The organism is Bacteroides congonensis (assembly GCF_900130125.1).
Lineage (GTDB): Bacteria > Bacteroidota > Bacteroidia > Bacteroidales > Bacteroidaceae > Bacteroides > Bacteroides congonensis.
In genome coordinates this window covers 327,237-347,111 of the sequence record NZ_FQXY01000007.1, presented here as the reverse complement: position 1 = coordinate 347,111, position 19,875 = coordinate 327,237, and the positions used below count along the sequence as shown (strand labels likewise).

Sequence of the window (19,875 nt, the reverse complement as noted above, 5' to 3'; positions counted from 1 at the left end):
GCGGGCTCCAATGTACGAATAATGAGGTGACTTTTTCAAGCATTCTCTTTATACACAAAAAATTGAGGGTATCCTTTTCGGGACACCCTCATGTTTTAGAACAGAATGTCGTTTGTTGAGATGAATTGATGCGTAGAGTGGTTGTTTACAGACATTCACTGCCCTGTTTGTTGATTTTCATGCTTTTTCCATAGAGACCCACTCGTGCTATATTGCAATAAAAGGGTTCTGCAATATCATATTTGAAAGGAAGTATTTCCTTGTTGTCTTTGTCTATATATCCCCATTTGGACGATTGACTTTCAATGCAGACGGCAGCCAGTCCTTCCGAGAAAGGGCATCCGTTGTCATATTCTAACGGAATGACGACTTCGCCTTTCATGTTGATGAATCCTACCTTATTGTTTAGGGAGACGAGGGCCAGTCCTTCCGTAAATTGTTCTATCTGATTGTAAATCGGCGGAAGAATATAGTTTCCTTGTCTGTCAATCAGTCCCCATAATCCATCGTTACATACCCGTGCACATTCTTCTTCGAATGAGTGGGCCGCAGAGAATTTTAGGGGGATCCGTATTTGTCCCGTGCAATCAATGTATCCATATTGAGAATTGAGTACTACCATCGCTAATCCTTCTTTGAAAGAAAAAGCCCGTTCATACTTTAGAGGAATGACAATATCATATCCTTTGTTGATGTATCCCCACTGGATTTTACCTTTAGCCGGAGCCAGTCCATTCGAGAAACGGCCGATTGCCGAGAAACGCTTTTTCTTATTAGCTACCCCATAAGCTAAAAAAGAAGTCAGGAGCTTTGTAATAGTGCTGCTCATCTTATTGATTGTTTGTGCGGTAAGCGTCCCTGATACCGTGTATATACAGAAGAAGCGTGGACGTCGTTAGTTCATCCTATTCAAGGCTCTGGTAAGCCCAACGGCGAATGAACAACAGAGTCCACGCCCTTGTATAACAAAGACGTGAACGCTTAGTTGTCATTATCTCACCGTTGATGAATTTACCAGATTCTGAATAGAGATAATATTCTAAACGCTTCTACGTTATTAATCGTAATAAGTCGCTACAAAGATATTATTTTCCCGGTAAATAACAATGCGTTTGGGGGATAAAGATTTTAAGAGTGGATGGGAAGTACGTAGAAAAATGCAGACTGATTGGTGGAGAGGATATAAAAACCCCCCTTGCAAATGAGGATGCAAGGGGAGTTTTATCAGATTATAATTGAAAAGGATGAGAATTTTTAGTTTAATAATCCAGGATTCGCATCAATTGCCGCCTGTGGAATCCGTAATGTGTAGCGTGAGTCATTTTCTTCTAATACATAGTTTTGACCATCTATGACTTTTTGGATGCTAGGGCGAGTTGTGCGACGTAAGTCAAACCAACGGTGTCCTTCAAAAGCTAGTTCGCGCGCCCGTTCTTCCAAAATCTCTGTGATTAGCGCATCTTTTTCCATCTTATTCACCGCATTTGCTTTTTCTTCATAGCCTTCGGGGGTATAACGGTTCTTCATAAGTTGTAGTAGGCGGGTACGAGCTTCTTTTATCTTATTCAGGTGAGCGGCTGCTTCTGCTGCATTAAGATACAGTTCTGCTGTACGGAAGGTGCAGTTTTTTTTGCTTTTTAAAGAAGGATAATTTCCATCTGCATTTGCTGTGCTATAATATTTGGCTGGACGTAGATCATGATTTGCTGCATATTTTTGCATGAATGAGGCGGACAGTAGAGCTTGGTCAGCAAAAACACTGTAGTATATAACTTCGTATGCTGTAATTGTTTCTACCGATTCATAGTTATTAGGAAGTTTGGAGTCTACGTTATTAAAATCTTCCAAATCCGATTTTTTTGCTAATGCCAGTTCCGCGGCTTCATAGGCTTTTTCCCATTCTCCCATATATAGTCTGACACGGGATTCCATAGCATCTACAGATAATGAGGAGAAACGGTATGAATACTTCTCTTTCCATGATTCTTGATTGATAAGTTTACGGGCTGACTCGATATCTGCCAGGATTGCCGTATAGATTTCTTTGACGGTATTACGTGATGGGGTTCCTTCCAGATCAAGATCCCATTTTAATGGAATAGATTTAGACTCAGGGCCTCCCTCTTTGGTATAGGGCTGACCGTAAAAATTTACAAGTATAAAATGTGTGTATCCTCTTAGTAGGTAGGCTTCTCCTACAAGTTGGTTTATTTCTTCTTGACTTCCTTCTGTTATTTGATTCTGTTTGTCAATGATTGCATTGGCATAGTATATGACAGAATAGAAAGATTCCCATTGAAATTCTCTAGTGGTGCTACTAGGTGTAATATCATTCCATTTTTCAATGTCAGAGTAGGCATTTTGTGCTGTACTACTTGTTGAGACTATTGCCATATCACTACGAAAGTCAATAACGCCTTTGTCGATTATTTTGGCACCTTTGTTATAAGCAGTAGTTAGCAATGCACGATATTCGGACAATGTATTGGGTATTACTTTGCCTACGGGTTGGATATCCAAATAGCTGTCACAGGAACTCAATAAGATGCTTCCTGTCAATATGGTGGCGATGTATATTTTTCTCATCATATGCATATTTTCTTCTTTAAAAGTTGAGACTAAGATTGAATGTCACGGATTTGGGAATCGGAGTAGAATAAAGATTACCCATAGATTCGGGATCCATATAGTTCTTATAGCTGCTACCGAATACAAACAAGTTGCGGGCTTCCAGTCCGACGGTAGCCCCTCCGATATTTACTTTGTGCAACCATTCGGATGGGATGTGGTACGCAAGGCGTATATTTTGCAGACGTACATAACTCAATTTCTTGACCCAGATATCAAGTGAATTATAAAGGTATCTTTTATCAGAGAATGCCCGATAGTCTGCCGGATTACGATTGGGAGTGGCTAATGCCGGAAATTTTCCATCTTTATTCTCTTCTGTCCATCTGTCTAAAATATCTCTGTTTAAATTGCGTGCAGGGTCGATATCCATGTGGTAACTTGGAGTCGTTTTAACGTGAGCTCCTAAGTTGTATGAGAAGTTCAGATTTAATTCCCAGTTCCGGTAATTGAAAGTGTTCATGAATCCTCCCGTGTAAGGCGCATCGGATGTACCGATATAGCTATACAATTCTCTTTCTTGATCGGCTGCTGATATACCATAATCATAGTATCCGTCTCCTGTTGAGGTCATTTGTAAGAGTTCTTCTATTGTGACTCCTTTCCCTTCTTTATTTTCAAGAAGTATTTGTCCGGTTTCAGGCTTGATACCTTTTGTTTTCAGAGCAAATATAGCTCCTACAGGATATCCTTCGAGGCTCGGAGTTGCTTGTGTTTTATTTGTCATCACTCTCAATACCTTATTTTGATTGTAGGCAAAGTTGAAAGAAGTGTACCATGAGAAATCTTTGGTTGTAATGTTGCGTGTTTGTAGGTTTACTTCAATTCCTTTGTTTTCCATACTTGCCCAGTTGACAGTCATATTTGTGAATCCGTTTTCTAATGGCAACATCTTGGAACCAATAAGGTCAGTACCCTTTCTGTAATAATAATCTACGCTCAGATTGATACTTTGATTGAATACTGAAAAATCGATTCCTGCATTATAAGAAGCTGTTTTCTCCCAACGTAGTTTGCTGTTCGGGGCGTTGTCGATAGTGATATTTTCTTCATCCCCCTCTGGTATAATATCAACGTATCCATAGCTTCCTACAAGGAATGGAGAAGTCGTTTTATCAATATTTCCTTGTAAACCATATGACAGGCGGAATGCCAGGTTGTCAATCCATTTTAATTGGCTGATAAAAGGTTCATTGGAAAGACGCCACATGCCACTGACTGAATAGATGGGCAGGAAACGATATTTTTTGTCTACGCCGAATAGGTCGGAACCATCCATACGGACGCTGCCTCCCAGTGTATAGCGGCTTTTTAAAGTATATGAACCATTGGCGAAGAAAGAGGCGAATGCGTTCTCCGTATAACTTTTACTTTTAAGCTTCCAGTCGTTAAGATCTTGCTTTCTAAGGTTCAAGTTTTTGAACGTTAGTGTTTTCGGATCGTATCCATATCCGGTAGAGGATGCGTTTTCATACCAGTTTTTGCGGATTTCCGATCCAGCCATTATCTGAATATCATGGATATCTTTGAATGTGTTTTTATATTCTCCTTGAATTTTCCATGTTATCTGGGAGGTAGTAGAATTTGTTGTTTTAAGCATTCCACCTTCCGGGATGATATACTTCGTAGTCCCTGACTCCTGATAAGTGTTTTTTTCACGTTGATTACGTATGTTGAAACTACTCATTCCTGCAAATTCTTCTTGAGAAAGCTGTTCCCATTGTACACCAATTTGTGAGGTAAGTTTCCATTGGTCATTGAAACGCAGCTCTGCATCGAAAATCGAATTTATGGCAGTATTGATGGACTCCTTACTGGTATTGGCACGTTCTTCATAAATATTGAAGCCTTGATTAAGGTCGGAAACGGAACCGGCCACGACTTCATAATCGTATATATAGTTATTGTTTTGATCGAACGGCTCGAAGTAAGGATTGGCAATGCGTGAGTAATATACGGGGTTGGTAAGACCTTGAGAGTCGGTCATAAATGTTTGGTTTTTACGTCTGTTGGCAAAGACCGATATTCCCACTTTAAGTAGTCTGTTTATTTGATATGAAGTCTTGGAAGTCAAATTGAACCGGCTGAAGCTTACTCCCGGCACATTACCGTTTTCTTTAGTATATCCAAGTGAGTTGTAGTAAGTAACTTTTTCGCTACCACCAGAAATACTTAAATTATACTCTTGTGTAAAAGCATCTCTGAATAATATGTCATTCCAGTCGGTATTTATGCTTTTTAACCGAGTGATAGCATTTTGTGCTTCAGGGGACAATCCGTCCCAGCCTTTCTCTCTAAATGTATTTAGCAGGTCATATTTTTTCAAAATAGTGGCTACACCTCCTTTTTCTTCATAAACAGAGGTGGGTATGAAGCCGAATAATAGATATGTCGGTTCACTCATTAGCTGGAGTTCCAAGTTTACTTTTTCTTCTGCATTCAATAGGTTGAGACGGGAAGTATCCAAGTTTGGGGTGTAAGTAAGCTTGGTGTTGAAGTTGACAACAGGCTTTCCTGTTCGCCCTCTTTTAGTGGTCACTACAATGACTCCATTTGCTGCACGCGCACCATAAATAGCGGTGGCTGCCGCATCTTTTAAAATCGTGATACTTTCAATGTCATTAGGACTTAATCCCGCAATAGACGATTGTCCGATGTTCACAATATCATTATCAGATTTAGTGTCGTCTAATTTGGGAATATCTGTTCCTTCCAAAGGAATGCCGTCCAATACCCACAACGGATCTTGTGTTCCATTCAAGGAAGCAGTACCACGAATACGAATTTTAGCCGGAGCTCCCGGAGCACCGGACGTATTTGTTACTGCCACACCCGCAATTTGTCCTGTCAATGCCTGGTCGATACTTTTGGTAGCACCTACCATCGCATCCGATAATTCAACTTTTGAGATGGCAGCAGTCAATTTTCTGCGTTCCAATGTCTGATAACCCGTTACTACCACATCTGCTAGTGCATGTGCTGAAGGTTGAAGTACAATTCGATAACTCTTTTTATCTCCTTGCAATACAATAGCCTGTTCTTCAAAACCGATATAGCTACAATGGATGCGAGTTACTTTTTCCGGAACGGAAATAGAGAATTTACCATCAATGTCAGTGATAGTACCCAAAGAAGTTTGTGATGCTCCGGCTTTTTTCAAATCGTCCGCATGGACATAAACGGAAGCACCGATCAGAGGTTCATTATCTTCACCGGAGATTACAACTCCGGTAATAGTACGGTTAGCAGCACTGGCGAAAGCCAGTGCGTTCACAAATAAGCATATAATAATGCACAAAAATTTGATTCTCATTAATTGTAAGATAGTTTAATTAATAGGTTTGTTTTACTTGATTCCCAAAGCGGTATTAATACGTAAAATCATATCTTCATAATGGTAGCGTGTAGCGGTGTCGGAAGTTCCGAGACGATTCTGCAATAACTTCTTGATGCGTAATAACTCACCGCGTTTCACAGAAATGGCGTCTGAAATACGGTTGAGCTGGCTGCCGTAGAAGTTGAGCACACGCGGAGCACCCATCCGGTCTTCCTGACGAAGCGTACGTTGTTCGGCTGCATAGCAGCTACAGAAAGGAGTGGCATGGTCAAGCAAGAAATGCTCGTTTGCAATTTTCTTGTTGATTTTCACGGCTTCCGGTTCTGCGGCAGCGGTGAGTAAAGCATCCAGGAAGTTCTTCTGCAAAGAGCGTTCCATCACGTTGGGGATGCCACCACGTTCGGTAATACCGAAGATGTTCTTGTGGAGTCCGTCCATCAGTTCCACTACTGTAAAGGCCTTCTTTCCGTTGACAGATTCATTCTCTATCATACGCATCAGGCGGGTGTTGCCAAGCAAATCCCAAAGGATGTAAGCCTGGGCATTCTTGAGTATTTGAGTAGGAGCGTTCTCCTGTTGACCGATTGGAGTGTTACGGAGCAGGTAAGTGTATTCTCCCACTTCTGTGTCGAACAGCCATTTGGGATAAGTCAATACTTCATCCAGCAAGAATTTCAGCGAAGCTTGTTGCTTCTCTTTTTCTACGAATGTGTAAGTCTTGACGCCATCTCCCACAGTCGTATTTTCGATGTAGATACCACCGATGTTGGCAAGTACATGATATAGATAGTTATTCCACTGGTTGATAACAGCGTAATAGAGACGGGATGCTTCTTCGTAAGTCTGTCCCTTTTCTCCGGTTGTAGTCCATTGGAGAATTTGCGGAACGATACGTTTTAGGTTTTCGATACCGAGTAAAGAAGAACGAACCGGATCGTCACCTAAATCCTCATTTTGAGCACGCGGGTCTACGGCGTCGCGTACATCCTGTGCTTCGCTATATTTATAAAGACGGTCTGTATGTTTACTCAAGAAATCGAATAAGAGTTCTTTTTCTTCTTCGGGAGTACTCTTTCCATACCAGCGATAACCATATTCAATAGCGAACATATCATAAGGGCCGATATGTGGAGAAAGCACTTTCACACCATCTCCCGGTTGGGCGATATAATTGAAACGCGCGTAATCCATAATAGACGAAGCAGTAGAATTCATTTTGCTTGTAAAGGCTTCAGAACGTAATGAATCTGTCGGGAAAGCCCATGACCCCATCATATTATGACGCAATCCTAAAGAGTGCCCCACTTCGTGGCAGGCTACGAAACGAATAGCATCACCCATCAGAGCATCCGGCAACTGCACGCTGCGGGCTTCCGGACAAACGGTTCCGGTCTGCACTGTAATCCATTCGCGCACCATGGACAGTACATTGTGCCACCACATAATATCCGCTTCCAGTATTTCGCCCGAACGAGGGTCTAATAAGGAAGGCCCCATAGCATTCTTCTTTTCTGAAGCAGCATAAGTTAGCACGGAGTAATTAACGTCATCCATGTCTACATGCATGCTGTCAGTGATTTCTTTAGCGATAATTGCATTCTTGAAACCGGCTTTTTCAAAAGCGATTTGCCAGTCCTCGATTCCTTTTTTGATGTACGAACGCCACTGATAAGGAGTCGAATTATCAATGTAGAAAACGATAGGTTTGGCAGGTTCCACAATCTGACCTTTCAGGTAAGCTTCCCGATCTTCCGGTTTAGGCTCCATGCGCCAACGTGTGATATACTGCGTTTTATCCGTTCTTTGCTGTGCATCGCTGAAAGTTAATAGCGGATTGGTGAAGTATCCGACTTTCTGATTGTCGAAACGTCCCGTCATGGGTGTTTCGGGCAGTAGAAGGATAGAAGAACTGACTTCCACCGTCACGTACACGGTTGTAGTTCCTTCTGTCACTCTGGTAGTCAGTTCGGAAGTTGCCACGACGTTGTTTGAGAAAGATTTGATAGACAAGATACGTGACAAGTTCTTGATAGCCGAAGTACCGAGGTTGATATTGGTAAATACGTTGTTGATACTGGTTTCCGTACCATCATAAATATCATTCACCTTGATTACCAATGCGGTAGAATCCGCGTTGATCGCTTCGATTTTGAATGCGGCAATCAGTGGAGAGATAAAGTTATCCTTTACCGAGCGGAAGATAGCATCATTCTGGGGAGCCAACGGCAATGGACGTTGTTGGCGGAACATCAGTTTGCCGCTTGCCTTGTCCCATTCCATGCAAACCATCTGATTTTCATAATTTACTCCACGGTTTACACCTGCATCATTCAGTTCGGCAGGAACTCTTTGCAGCTTATTGACAACTAATAAGTCACGTCCTAAAAGTGATGTGGGAACTTCAAAATAATAATCGTTCTTCTTTTGATGTACAGCGAACATTCCTTTCGTTGTTTTGCTGTCTTCCACTAATTTTTCGTAGTCGCTTTTACTCTTCTCCTCTTTTTCTTCTGGTTTCTTCTTTTTCTTTTTAAACCAACTCAGATTTTCTGTAGCGGGGGTAGTTGCAAATGCCGGGCACGCTTCACTACCCAGCAGTATACATGCAATGACCGCTGCCATTACTTTTACATACATTCTCATTGAGTTCTTTATATTTAATTATAATTAAAAACGGATGCAAAAGTACTAATATAAATAACATAATGGGTACAGGTTTGCAATGAATATAATAATAAAAAGAATTATTAACTAGTATCTCCGGCTATCATTCCGCCCGGATATTTCGTAATTTAGTTGGAATAGTGTACATTTGCGGGGAGTAAAAAAGTGAATGGAATGATAAAACAATATATCACTGCTTTGATGCTGGCTTGTTGTGTCGGAGTTTGTGGACAAGAAAAGAAGCAAGCGTCCTTTGTGCCCCCTTTTGACTTTCCTCTTACATTGAGCGGAAACTTCGGAGAAATCCGCTCTAACCACTTTCATGGCGGGCTGGATTTTAAAACCGGCGGAGTAACAGGCAAACCTGTACGCGCCCTTGCCGACGGGTATATTTCACGTATCCGTGTCACCAATGGTTCGGGATATGTACTCGATGTTTGCTATCACAATGGCTATTCTACCATCAACCGCCATTTGAGCGGTTTTACTTCTCCCATTGCCGAAAGGGTGGAGAAACTTCAATACGAGAATGAAAACTGGGAAGTGGAAATAATTCCCGAGCCGGATGAATATCCGGTGAAAAGCGGTCAGCAGATAGCATGGAGCGGGAATACGGGATATTCATTCGGCCCGCATCTTCATTTGGATGTGTTCGAAACAGAATCGGGAGATTATATCGACCCGATGCCTTTCTTCAAATCGAAGATAAAAGATACGCGTGCCCCGAAAGCCGATGGCATTCTATTTTTCCCGCAGCCGGGCAAAGGTGTGGTGGATGGAAAACAGCAGACTAAAACAATACTTCCGAACGCGGAACGTCCGGTGGAAGCGTGGGGAGTGATAGGCACGGGCATCAAGGCATATGATTACATGGATGGAGTCAGCAATCATTATGGAGTATATTCGGTTGTCCTCACGGTAGACGGAAATGAAGTGTTCCGCAGCACGGTAGACCGTTTTTCTCAGGAAGAAAACCGGATGATAAACTCATGGACGTACGGGCAATATATGAAATCTTTCATTGACCCCGGAAATAACTTACGTCTGTTGAAAGCATCGAATGATAATCGTGGTCTGGTGACGATTGATGAAGAACGGGATTATCAGTTCCTGTATATCTTAAAAGATGCTTTCGGAAATACTTCCAAATATAACTTTACCGTGCGTGGACGGAAGCAGCCGATTGAACCTTTGAATCATCGGGAGAAATATTTCTTTGCCTGGGATAAGACGAATTATCTGCAAGAGCCGGGATTGAGCCTGGTCATTCCGAAAGGAATGTTATATGACGATGTTCCTCTTAATTATCAGGTGAAAGCCGATAGTGGGGCAGTGGCATTTACTTATCAGATAAATGATAAGTCCATTCCGCTTCATGCAGGTTGCGAGCTTCGTATCGGTTTGCGCAGAAAGCCGGTAGCCGATACTACAAAATATTATATAGCCCGCGTGACTCCGAAAGGTGGAAAATATAGCGTAGGCGGAAAGTACGAAGACGGCTACATGAAAGCATCTGTCCGTGAATTGGGAACTTTCACAGTCGCTATTGATACAATACCGCCCGAAATTATCCCTGTCAATAAGAATCTGTGGGGAAAGAATGGAAAGATTGTCTATCGGTTGAAAGACGAGGGGGCGGGTATTGCTTCTTATCGGGGAACGATTGACGGAAAATATGCGCTCTTCGGGCGTCCTAATATTGTGAAATCCTATTGGGAATGTAAACTTGACCCGAAACATGTAAAGAAAGGTGGTAAACATACCGTTGAATTTACAGTAACCGATCATTGCGGGAATGAAACGGTAGCCCATGAGACTTTTGTCTGGTAATTATTAAAAGTGAATCATATATTTATGAAGAGAAGAATTTTTCTGTGTGCTGCCATACTGGTGGCGGCTGTGGCGAACACTTTCGCCTGTACGAATCTGATAGTCGGTAAGAACGCTTCCACCGATGGCTCGACCATCGTTTCCTATTCTGCCGATTCGTACGGCTTGTTTGGAGAACTGTATCATTATCCGGCAGCTACTTATCCGAAAGGAACCATGCTAAAAGTGTATGAATGGGATACTGGTAAGTACTTGGGGGAAATCGAACAGGCACGTCAGACTTACAATGTGACCGGGAATATGAATGAATATCAGGTAACAATTGGTGAAACAACTTTCGGTGGACGTCCCGAACTGGCGGATTCTACGGGAATTATTGATTACGGCAGTTTGATTTATATCGGTTTGCAACGTTCGCGTACTGCTCGTGAGGCCATTAAAATAATGACTGACCTGGTGCAGCAATACGGTTATTACAGCAGTGGGGAATCTTTCACCATCGCCGACCCGAACGAAATATGGATTATGGAAATGATTGGCAAAGGCCCCGGTATCCGTGGAGCTGTTTGGGTAGCTGTACGTGTGCCGGACGATTGTATCTCGGCTCATGCCAACCAGTCGCGCATCCATCAGTTTGACATGAACGATAAGGAGAACTGCATGTATTCTCCCGATGTTGTCTCTTTCGCACGTGAGAGAGGTTACTTCAACGGAGTAAACAAGGATTTTAGTTTTTCGCTTGCTTATGCTCCCCTTGATTTCGGTGCACGTCGCTTTTGTGAAGCCCGTGTATGGAGCTATTTCAATAAATTCACGGACAATGGAAAAGAGTATCTTCCTTATATCGAAGGAAAAACAGATACCCCGATGCCTCTTTTCGTAAAACCGAAACATAAGCTGTCTGTACAAGATGTAAAAGATATGATGCGCGACCATTATGAAGGGACTCCGCTTGACATCTCCAATGATTTCGGAGCAGGCCCTTATAAGATACCGTACCGTCTTTCTCCTTTGAACTTCAAGGTCGACGGACAGGAATATTTCAATGAACGTCCAATTTCCACTCAACAAAGCGGTTTTGTATTTGTTGCACAGATGCGGGCTAATATGCCCGACCCGATAGGGGGCGTACTTTGGTTTGGTGTGGACGATGCGAATATGGCGGTATTTACTCCTGTTTATTGTTGTGCCACTAAAGCGCCGATATGTTATACACGTGTGGACGGAGCCGATTATATTACATTCTCGTGGAATTCAGCTTTCTGGATTTTCAACTGGGTGTCTAATATGGTTTATCCGCGTTATGACTTGATGATTGGTGATGTGCGTGAAGCGCAGAAGGAGATGGAAACGACCTTTAACAATGCGCAGCAAGGTATTGAGGAGATGGCGGTCAAACTGTTGGAAAAAGATAAAAACGCCGCTATTGATTTTTTGACCAACTATACCAACATGACTGCCCAAAGTACTTTCGATACATGGAAGCAATTAGGGACTTTCCTGATTGTGAAATATAACGACGGAGTAGTGAAACGTGTGAAAGACGGACAGTTTGAACGTAATTCTATCGGACAACCTGCCGGAGTGCTTCGTCCCGGTTATCCGAAGGAGTTTTTGCAGGAATATGTAAAACAGACCGGAGACAGATATAAAGTACCGCAAGAATAGATATTAAGTATTAGATATCAGGTATTGAGTATACTGTTTTTTAATTCTTAATTCTCAAATTTCAATTAAAAGAATAGGAATTATAAACTTATTATTTTACATTTGTGTGCTCAAGACAATAGCAATAAATAATTCATTAACCATATAAATAACAATCGAAATGGAAAATCAGGAACTAATCAAACAGGTCACTGAAAAAGCCGAAAAATGGCTGACCCCGGCTTATGATGCCGAAACTCAGGCTGAAGTGAAACGCATGTTGGAAAACGATGATAAAACCGAATTAATTGAAGCTTTCTACAAAGACCTTGAATTTGGTACGGGTGGTCTGCGTGGTATCATGGGTGTAGGTAGCAATCGTATGAATATCTATACGGTAGGAGCTGCTACTCAAGGACTTTCCAACTATCTGAAAAAGAACTTCAAAGACCTGCCGCAGATTTCTGTAGTAGTGGGTCACGACTGCCGTAACAACAGCCGTCTGTTTGCGGAAACTTCCGCCAATATCTTCTCTGCCAACGGCATCAAAGTATATCTGTTCGATGATATGCGCCCGACTCCGGAAATGTCTTTTGCTATCCGTCACCTCGGTTGCCAAAGCGGTATTATCCTGACTGCTTCCCATAATCCGAAAGAATATAACGGTTATAAGGCATATTGGGATGATGGCGCACAGGTATTGGCTCCGCACGATAAAGGTATCATCGACGAAGTGAACGCAATTGCTTCTGCTGCCGACATCAAGTTCCAAGGTAACCCTGATTTGATTCAGATTATCGGTGAAGACATCGACAAGATTTATCTGGATATGGTGAAAACTGTTTCTATCGATCCGGAAGCTATTGCACGCCACAAGGATATGAAGATCGTTTATACTCCGATTCACGGTACAGGTATGATGTTGATTCCGCGTGCATTGAAGATGTGGGGATTTGAAAACGTATTCACTGTGCCCGAACAGATGATTAAGGATGGTAACTTCCCGACGGTCGTATCTCCGAATCCTGAAAATGCAGAAGCACTTTCTATGGCTGTGAACCTGGCCAAAGAAATTGATGCCGACCTGGTAATGGCTTCCGACCCGGATGCTGACCGTGTGGGTATCGCTTGCAAGGATGATAAGGGCGAATGGGTACTTATCAACGGTAACCAGACTTGTATGATGTACCTTTACTATATCCTGACTCAATATAAGCAACTGGGTAAGATTAAAGGCAATGAGTTCTGTGTGAAGACAATCGTTACTACTGAACTTATCAAGAAGATTGCTGACAAGAATAACATCGAAATGCTCGACTGCTATACCGGATTCAAATGGATTGCACGTGAAATCCGTTTGCGTGAAGGTCAGAAGAAGTATATCGGTGGTGGTGAAGAAAGCTACGGATTTCTTGCCGAAGACTTCGTTCGCGATAAAGATGCCGTATCAGCTTGCTGCTTGATTGCTGAAGTTGCTGCATGGGCAAAAGATAATGGTAAATCACTGTATCAATTACTGCTTGATATCTACGTAGAATACGGATTCTCTAAAGAATTTACAGTCAACGTAGTGAAGCCGGGTAAGAGCGGTGCTGAAGAAATCAAAGCGATGATGGAAAACTTCCGCGCTAACCCGCCGAAAGAATTGGGTGGCTCTAAAGTAATCCTGAGCAAAGACTATCAAACTCTGAAGCAGACTGACGACAAGGGCAATGTAACTGTAATTGATATGCCTGAACCATCTAATGTTCTTCAGTATTTCACAGAAGATGGCAGCAAAGTTTCAGTTCGTCCTTCAGGAACAGAACCTAAGATTAAGTTCTATATGGAAGTTCAAGGTGAAATGGGTTGCCGTAACTGTTTTGCTTCTGCCGAGTCTGCTGCAATGGAAAAGATTGAAGCAGTGAAGAAGTCACTGGGTATCTGATTCAGTTTCTTCTGATAGTTTCAGAATAGGACAATAATAAAATAGCGCCTCTATAGTCTTTTTGAAGAGTATAGGGGCGCTTCTTTTTATCTGTGTATCGTCTTGATTTCTCCTGTTTTTGGGCATTTAGCCCGGTTTAGCACAGTTCTTTCGATTCCTTTGCATTCTTTAAGCCGACTTTCTAATCATTCTTGGGGAACTCTTGTTGTATTGGCATCATCTCAATTTCAACAGGCAGGCTGCGGATACACATGTTTTGTTGATGCTTTAGAGTGATACGTTCAGTTTCATATTCATAAGTTGTTCGTTTGTAGTTTGAGTGTATTTCGTAGCCTGCTTTCTTGATTGTATATGTACCTCTCCGTTATTTCTTGCTTCCTATCCAAGTCCATTTGTGCCATATCGTTTCCAGCGGCCCTTGTTTATGTTTGGACAACCACCATTTGCAGAACTGTACTTGCAGTATAAGAAGAATAATACCGATTAGTAAGCTGATGCTATATCCGCAATAGGGAGCCAGGTAGAATCCGAATGGGAAATAGATGATAGCTCCCAAGATAGACTGGGAGATGTAGTTTGTCAAACTCATCTTTCCGTAAAAACGTAAATTGGAAACCGCTTTCTTGAACTTGTCTTTCTGGTATAGCAGGATGAAAGAAGCTACCAGTACAATAGTAAACGCGAATTTCTGCCACATATCAAAAGCGGTGCCTACTGTATTCTGAATCAGGCTACTGTCACTTTGCATAATCTGTTCTTTCAGCGAGTAGAGCGGAGCGAAACTGATCGCCGCAATGATAAGTGCTTTTATCCAGAATTTCAGATGAGATTCGGTAGTGACGAATAATTCTTTGCGTCCGATATACAAACCGACCAGGAATAATCCGGCCGTTTGTAAGAAGCGTCCGGCGCCAACAGCCCACAGCAAACTGGCTTTCTGTCCTAATGTGATATTACCTATAAAGAAATCCCAAAAGTTTCCGCCTTTCGTGTATTCGGCTACTTCGGCATACATGGCTCCGACTTTCAAGTCGGGTAACGTATAGCCAGGATTGAAAAGACTGGCAATGTAGTGATACCATTCAATAGGTTGCAACAAGAATATAATAGCAGTAATCAAAATGGCTTTGTCGCTCCATTTGCGTACGATGAACAATACGAGGCCGACTATTGCAAATAGAAGAAGTACGTCTCCCGCCGGGAAAAAGGCAGCATTCAATGTTGCGAATCCAACCAGTAAAACCATTCTCCATAAAAAACGATAACCGAAATCTTTTCCTTTCAGCTTCTGATTATGCGATTGAATATAGAAAGTAAATCCAAAGAGCAGAGCGAATATGGCATAAGATTTTCCCGCAAACAGAGAGAATACTGCATTGAATACTCCATTGTCTAAAATGGTTAGCCACTCGGGAGAATTCTCCGGATAAACCGGGAAAATAAAATGCTCCAGGTTATGTACCAGGAGGATAGCCATAACGGCAAAACCTCTAAGAGCGTCTACTACCTCAATTCGTGGTGTTTTCGTTGATAATTTCATGGTGTTGATTTATAATTGTTTTTTAGTGAATATTCGTTTTACCCATTTGTTGGCGGGCTTTTCAAAATAATAGTAGGATAACAGGCTAAGTGCAATAGTGGTACAGAGGATAATAGGAACACTTATCATCCATTGCGTAGGCCATTGATAAAAAGCTGCCATTTTAGAGTATGTAAGTATGATGAAAAGATGTATCAGGTAGAAACTGTAACTGATTTCTCCGCCTATAATTAAGAAACGGTTAGACAACAGCCGGGAAATACCTCCTTTTTGTAGAGCGAAAATGAGTATCAATAAGGAGATGGGCAACCAGTAATAACAGGAATAACGATATACTTTGGGAATAAATGCGGCACTGAGATAGAAAAGAAGAAAGAAAGCGATCACTCCTGTTTCCAACAATGTCCCGGTAGAATAAGAAATCTTTTTATTGCGTATCGACTTGTATAACTGGTAGAGTAAAACTCCCACAAGAAAATCCGGCAGACGGGTTATCGGATTTACATACCAGTATGCCTTGATTTGTTCATCAGGTGTCATATACATGCCTGCTAGCATAAGGAGAAGGCAGATAAAAAGGGTGATAAGCAAATTTCGTTTGTTATTCAAAAAGGGGATAACAAGCGGAAAACAAAAATAGAATAACTGTTCGCATCCCAAACTCCATGAAGGACTGTTGAAAGAAAAGAAATAGTCGGCGGACGGGAAAAAGGGCTGTAATAGGAAGGTGGAAGCTACAAAGTGCTTGAGCCAGTCCACCGTGTCGCTGTATTGTACGTATCCTCCTATACATGCGACTATTAAGAGAGTCAGCAGGTGCAGTGGGTAGATACGGGCAATGCGTGCTATCCAAAAAGTACGTTTGGTAGTACTTTTTACCAGTAGTTTTTCCTGATAGTTGTAGGCAATGATAAATCCGCTAAGAACGAAGAAGAAACTCACTCCGACAAACCCCTCTTTGAAGAAATGGGCATCAAAGCTAGAGTCCAGAACATAGCAATGAGCCCCGAATACCATCAAGGCAAAAAATATACGTAGAGAAGTCAGTGTGTGAATCACGGTATAAGTCGTTTTTATATTTGCCTGCAAAAGTACGGCTTTTCTCCGATAAAAAAATTCACATAGATTAAAAAAGTATTTAATCTACATATTCATATCCCGCTTCATTGTGATATAAATCTTTCATTGCAAAGGTGATATCACCTTCGCGCGAAAACCAAATTGTGATTTCTTCCCCGTCACGCAGACAATAAGAACGGCAAAATCCCTTTTCTATAAAATAAACATGGCGGTCTATCACTCCACCCTGTATCAGTAAATGCTTCTTGGGAAGTTCCAGTTTTCTCATATGGCTGAAAAGTTCTTCCAATGAATTGTCAGATACCGGATAATATTGGCGGATGCCTTTGATAATGTTTTCCATGTTTGGATTATTCATTGTTACTTTCTATCCACCAGTCAATCATCTTCCGTGCAAGACTTAGCTTCCGGGGAAGTTCTGGCAAATTATCTCTTGTGTAGAAGTCGCCCGAACTTAATTCTTCATCCTGGAGTTTTAGTTTCCCACCGGCATAATCAGCTATAAATCCAACCATTAATCCGCTGGGGTAAGGCCAGGGTTGGTTGCCGAAATAAGTAATATTGTTCACATCCAGTCCGGTTTCCTCTTTTACTTCGCGGGCAACACATTCTTCCAGTGTCTCACCCGTTTCGAGGAAGCCGGCAACGAGACTGTTGAATGTTCCTTTGAAGTTGCGGGCATGGACAAGAAGCAATGAGTCTTCTTTTCGTACTAATACGAGAACTGCGGTCGAAATGGCGGGATATACTTCCCGCCCACACTTCGGGCAGCGCTTCATGATAGGCTCTTTCTGCTCCATAGGTGTACCGCAGGCGGAACAGAAACGGCTGTTTCTGTCCCAGTGCAGAATCTCATGCGCTTTCCCTGCTGTCTGATAGTGAGACAGCGGAAGATACTCATAAGAAGCACGAAGTCCGATCATTACATATCGCTCTGATTCTTCGATAGGTGCGGGCAGAGAGAAAGATTTGCAATTCTTTCCCTCCAATGTTGTGATAGTATGTACCGTAGTTTTTTCTTTGATAACGATAGGCGGAATTTCTCCGCAAGGAAGGGCAAATGTGCCGTTCCCTTTCTTTTCAAGAAGTAGTTGGTCTTTATAAAAGATAAACCACCATGATTGCGTTGTTTGACTCATTTTATTTTTATTCTTTTTCTTCGCGCTGCGAAGTTATAAAAAACCGTATTGATATTTGAGACTTTATCGGATAAAATAACAATAGATTAACTTAATGCAATACGCTGGTCGACACCAATCTCACGGATGAAATAATTGTCGTGAGAAATAGCGATGACAGTACCTGTATAATTTTTGATTGTATTGGTGATGATTTCAATACTTTGTATATCCAGGTTATTGGTCGGTTCGTCCAGGATAAACATGTCCGGGGTATTGTTACTAATCATCAGGCAACAGAAAGCGAGACGCATTTTCTCTCCGCCGCTAAGTTTCCGGCAAGACTTGTCCCATTCGGAAGCCGGGAAAAGATAACGGTTCAGGATAATCTTGATTTCATGTTCCGGCAGGTTACGGGTATTGAATGCGTAAGCCTGTTCCAGTATCGTATTCCGGTCGTCGATAATCGAATATTCCTGATTGAGATACACAGAAGTGAAGTCTGCCCGAATCAGAGTTCCTACGGCGGGTTGGAGTTGTCCGGTAATTAATTTCAGGAGTGTTGTCTTTCCGCTGCCATTAGCTCCCTCGATACGGAGACGATCTCCGCTTTTTAATTGAAAGCTGAGAGGAGTCTGCCAAAGCGGGTTCTTCGGTGGATTCTGTTCGGAATGATAGCTGAAGTTGACATCCTTTGCCGTCACCAATATCTTCCCGCTATGAAGGGATGAACTGTTGAAGTCTGTTTTCAATACGGCGGTTGGTGACAGCGAACCTCGAAGCAGGTTACGTTCATCGGTCAGCTTCTCGGCTTTTTCCTGATGGACACTGTTCAGCTTACTGGTACTTTTTTCCGATTTTCCCTGCAATGCGTTTAGTACAATCCGTGGAACACCTTTTTTCATATTGGCTTTTTCACCGCGTACATTCTGTTTAGCTCTTCGTTCGGCAGTCTCCCGGGCTACTTTACGGGCTATCCGCAAGGCTTTCTCTTTTTCTTCGATGCGTTGCTGTAAGGCCTGTTGCAGAATGGCTTTTTGTTCTTTGTAAAATTCGTAATTTCCACCATAATAGTTGATTTGGTGTTTTTCCAGTTCGCATATCTCAGGCAGAATATTAAGCAACGTACGGTCATGGCTCACTACCAACAGAGTAGAACGATATTTCTCCACCCAGTCATACAAACGTTGCCTGCCCGAAATATCAAGATGATTCGTCGGCTCATCCATAAGAATGACAGATGGATTATGAATATCCATGCCTGCCAAAAAGACACGGGTTTTTTCTCCACCGCTAAGCAGATGCATCGGGTGGGATAGGGGAAACTGACCCAATCCCCACAAATCAAGGGCGGCGACGGAACGTTCTTCGATATTCCAGTCGTCATCCAGTAACGTGAAATTCTCTGTTGAGGCATCTCCTGCGAGAATAGCGTGCAGAGCTTGCTGTTTGCTGTCTATATGCAAGACTTGTGCGATAGTTAATGAATCATATTGTCCGAAATGTTGCGGAATGTAATAAAGGTCGTCCGGTCGGACAATGACACCTGAAGAAGGCGATAATTGTCCGGCGATAATTTGTAGCAGAGTGGACTTGCCACAGCCATTGTTACCGACTAATCCCAATTTCTGTCCTTTGCTGATGGCGAAATTGAGATCACTGAATAATACTTCTTTATCCGGATGGATATAGCTGATTTGTTGAATACTTATAGGCATAATTGGCCATTGGGTTTGAGGTTGAAAACTAGTGAAGATAATCACGGGATAGGGGAACGACAAACACAATACAGGCTAAACAACACGAAATTCGTGATGCTTAACATTATAGAAAAAGCATATAGGAAAAGTGATGTTTACTAGAAGTGTTGTCTTACTCAGTAATTCTCATTGCGGTAGGTATATAGTTTAACTTGGCGGCAAAGATAATACTTTCCGGCGGACTTCCTTCTGTTTTGAGTGAAAAACTGTTTTTCTTTGCTCCAAATCGCTGATAAAGACTATTCTGGATGGGTATTATTCTCACCCTTATGAGAAAAAATACTCATTATAATGGGAATTTTTTCTCATAGCGATGAGTATTTTTTCTCATAGGTGTGAGAATG

The 19,875-nt window shown here is 42.1% G+C and carries 11 protein-coding genes and 1 pseudogene; 3 read left to right on the top strand and 9 right to left on the bottom strand.

What is annotated here, in order from left to right; genetic code table 11:
* Window positions 1–145 precede the first annotated feature (145 nt).
* The 4 genes from BQ7997_RS02750 to BQ7997_RS02735 form a co-directional block, all read right to left on the bottom strand.
* Window positions 146–829 carry a WG repeat-containing protein gene (locus BQ7997_RS02750; RefSeq protein WP_073343306.1) on the bottom strand — a complete coding sequence of 228 codons (684 nt, stop codon included), beginning with the start codon at window positions 827–829 and terminating at the stop codon, window positions 146–148.
* 425 nt (window positions 830–1,254) lie between these two features.
* Window positions 1,255–2,589 (bottom strand): RagB/SusD family nutrient uptake outer membrane protein, encoded by a 1,335-nt coding sequence (locus BQ7997_RS02745; RefSeq protein ID WP_022137238.1) that lies wholly within the window; start codon window positions 2,587–2,589, stop codon window positions 1,255–1,257.
* A 16-nt stretch (window positions 2,590–2,605) separates the two neighbouring features.
* Window positions 2,606–5,941 carry a SusC/RagA family TonB-linked outer membrane protein gene (locus BQ7997_RS02740; protein ID WP_073343298.1) on the bottom strand — a complete coding sequence of 1,112 codons (3,336 nt, stop codon included), beginning with the start codon at window positions 5,939–5,941 and terminating at the stop codon, window positions 2,606–2,608.
* A gap of 33 nt (window positions 5,942–5,974) precedes the next feature.
* The gene (locus BQ7997_RS02735) at window positions 5,975–8,608 is read right to left on the bottom strand and encodes a zinc-dependent metalloprotease (protein WP_083589150.1); all 2,634 of its coding nucleotides are present in this window, start codon (window positions 8,606–8,608) and stop codon (window positions 5,975–5,977) included.
* A gap of 195 nt (window positions 8,609–8,803) precedes the next feature.
* On the opposite strand from BQ7997_RS02735, the gene BQ7997_RS02730 reads away from it, so the two are divergent.
* From BQ7997_RS02730 to BQ7997_RS02720, 3 genes are all read left to right on the top strand, one after another.
* Window positions 8,804–10,459 carry a M23 family metallopeptidase gene (locus BQ7997_RS02730; protein ID WP_083589149.1) on the top strand — a complete coding sequence of 552 codons (1,656 nt, stop codon included), beginning with the start codon at window positions 8,804–8,806 and terminating at the stop codon, window positions 10,457–10,459.
* Between the two features lie 24 nt (window positions 10,460–10,483).
* Complete coding sequence (locus BQ7997_RS02725) at window positions 10,484–12,127, top strand: C69 family dipeptidase (protein WP_073343294.1); 1,644 nt, start codon at window positions 10,484–10,486, stop codon at window positions 12,125–12,127.
* A gap of 160 nt (window positions 12,128–12,287) precedes the next feature.
* Window positions 12,288–14,033, top strand: a complete 1,746-nt coding sequence (locus BQ7997_RS02720) for a phospho-sugar mutase (RefSeq protein ID WP_073343291.1) — start codon at window positions 12,288–12,290, stop codon at window positions 14,031–14,033.
* Between the two features lie 364 nt (window positions 14,034–14,397).
* Here BQ7997_RS02720 and BQ7997_RS02715 read toward each other — a convergent pair whose 3' ends face one another.
* The 5 genes and pseudogenes from BQ7997_RS02715 to BQ7997_RS02695 form a co-directional block, all read right to left on the bottom strand.
* Complete coding sequence (locus tag BQ7997_RS02715) at window positions 14,398–15,573, bottom strand: DUF418 domain-containing protein (RefSeq protein WP_073343288.1); 1,176 nt, start codon at window positions 15,571–15,573, stop codon at window positions 14,398–14,400.
* Window positions 15,574–15,582: 9 nt separating this feature from the next.
* Entirely contained in the window at window positions 15,583–16,632 is a 1,050-nt protein-coding gene (locus tag BQ7997_RS02710; protein ID WP_073343578.1) for an acyltransferase family protein, read from the bottom strand.
* 82 nt (window positions 16,633–16,714) lie between these two features.
* Window positions 16,715–16,996: pseudogene (locus BQ7997_RS02705) on the bottom strand (Crp/Fnr family transcriptional regulator); the annotation flags it as partial.
* 7 nt (window positions 16,997–17,003) lie between these two features.
* The gene (nudC, locus tag BQ7997_RS02700) at window positions 17,004–17,792 is read right to left on the bottom strand and encodes an NAD(+) diphosphatase (RefSeq protein ID WP_073343285.1); all 789 of its coding nucleotides are present in this window, start codon (window positions 17,790–17,792) and stop codon (window positions 17,004–17,006) included.
* A gap of 86 nt (window positions 17,793–17,878) precedes the next feature.
* On the bottom strand, window positions 17,879–19,489 hold the full coding sequence (locus BQ7997_RS02695; RefSeq protein ID WP_073343282.1) for an ABC-F family ATP-binding cassette domain-containing protein: 1,611 nt from the start codon (window positions 19,487–19,489) through the stop codon (window positions 17,879–17,881).
* Between the last annotated feature and the right edge of the window lie 386 nt (window positions 19,490–19,875).

What these genes read in the sequence shown, in the direction of transcription:
- BQ7997_RS02750 (WP_073343306.1), bottom strand. Translation starts at nt 829, where the DNA reads ATGAGCAGCACTATTACAAAGCTCCTGACTTCTTTTTTAGCTTATGGG.
- BQ7997_RS02745 (WP_022137238.1), bottom strand. Translation starts at nt 2,589, where the DNA reads ATGATGAGAAAAATATACATCGCCACCATATTGACAGGAAGCATCTTA.
- BQ7997_RS02740 (WP_073343298.1), bottom strand. Translation starts at nt 5,941, where the DNA reads ATGAGAATCAAATTTTTGTGCATTATTATATGCTTATTTGTGAACGCA.
- BQ7997_RS02735 (WP_083589150.1), bottom strand. Translation starts at nt 8,608, where the DNA reads ATGAGAATGTATGTAAAAGTAATGGCAGCGGTCATTGCATGTATACTG.
- BQ7997_RS02730 (WP_083589149.1), top strand. Translation starts at nt 8,804, where the DNA reads ATGATAAAACAATATATCACTGCTTTGATGCTGGCTTGTTGTGTCGGA.
- BQ7997_RS02725 (WP_073343294.1), top strand. Translation starts at nt 10,484, where the DNA reads ATGAAGAGAAGAATTTTTCTGTGTGCTGCCATACTGGTGGCGGCTGTG.
- BQ7997_RS02720 (WP_073343291.1), top strand. Translation starts at nt 12,288, where the DNA reads ATGGAAAATCAGGAACTAATCAAACAGGTCACTGAAAAAGCCGAAAAA.
- BQ7997_RS02715 (WP_073343288.1), bottom strand. Translation starts at nt 15,573, where the DNA reads ATGAAATTATCAACGAAAACACCACGAATTGAGGTAGTAGACGCTCTT.
- nudC (WP_073343285.1), bottom strand. Translation starts at nt 17,792, where the DNA reads ATGAGTCAAACAACGCAATCATGGTGGTTTATCTTTTATAAAGACCAA.
- BQ7997_RS02695 (WP_073343282.1), bottom strand. Translation starts at nt 19,489, where the DNA reads ATGCCTATAAGTATTCAACAAATCAGCTATATCCATCCGGATAAAGAA.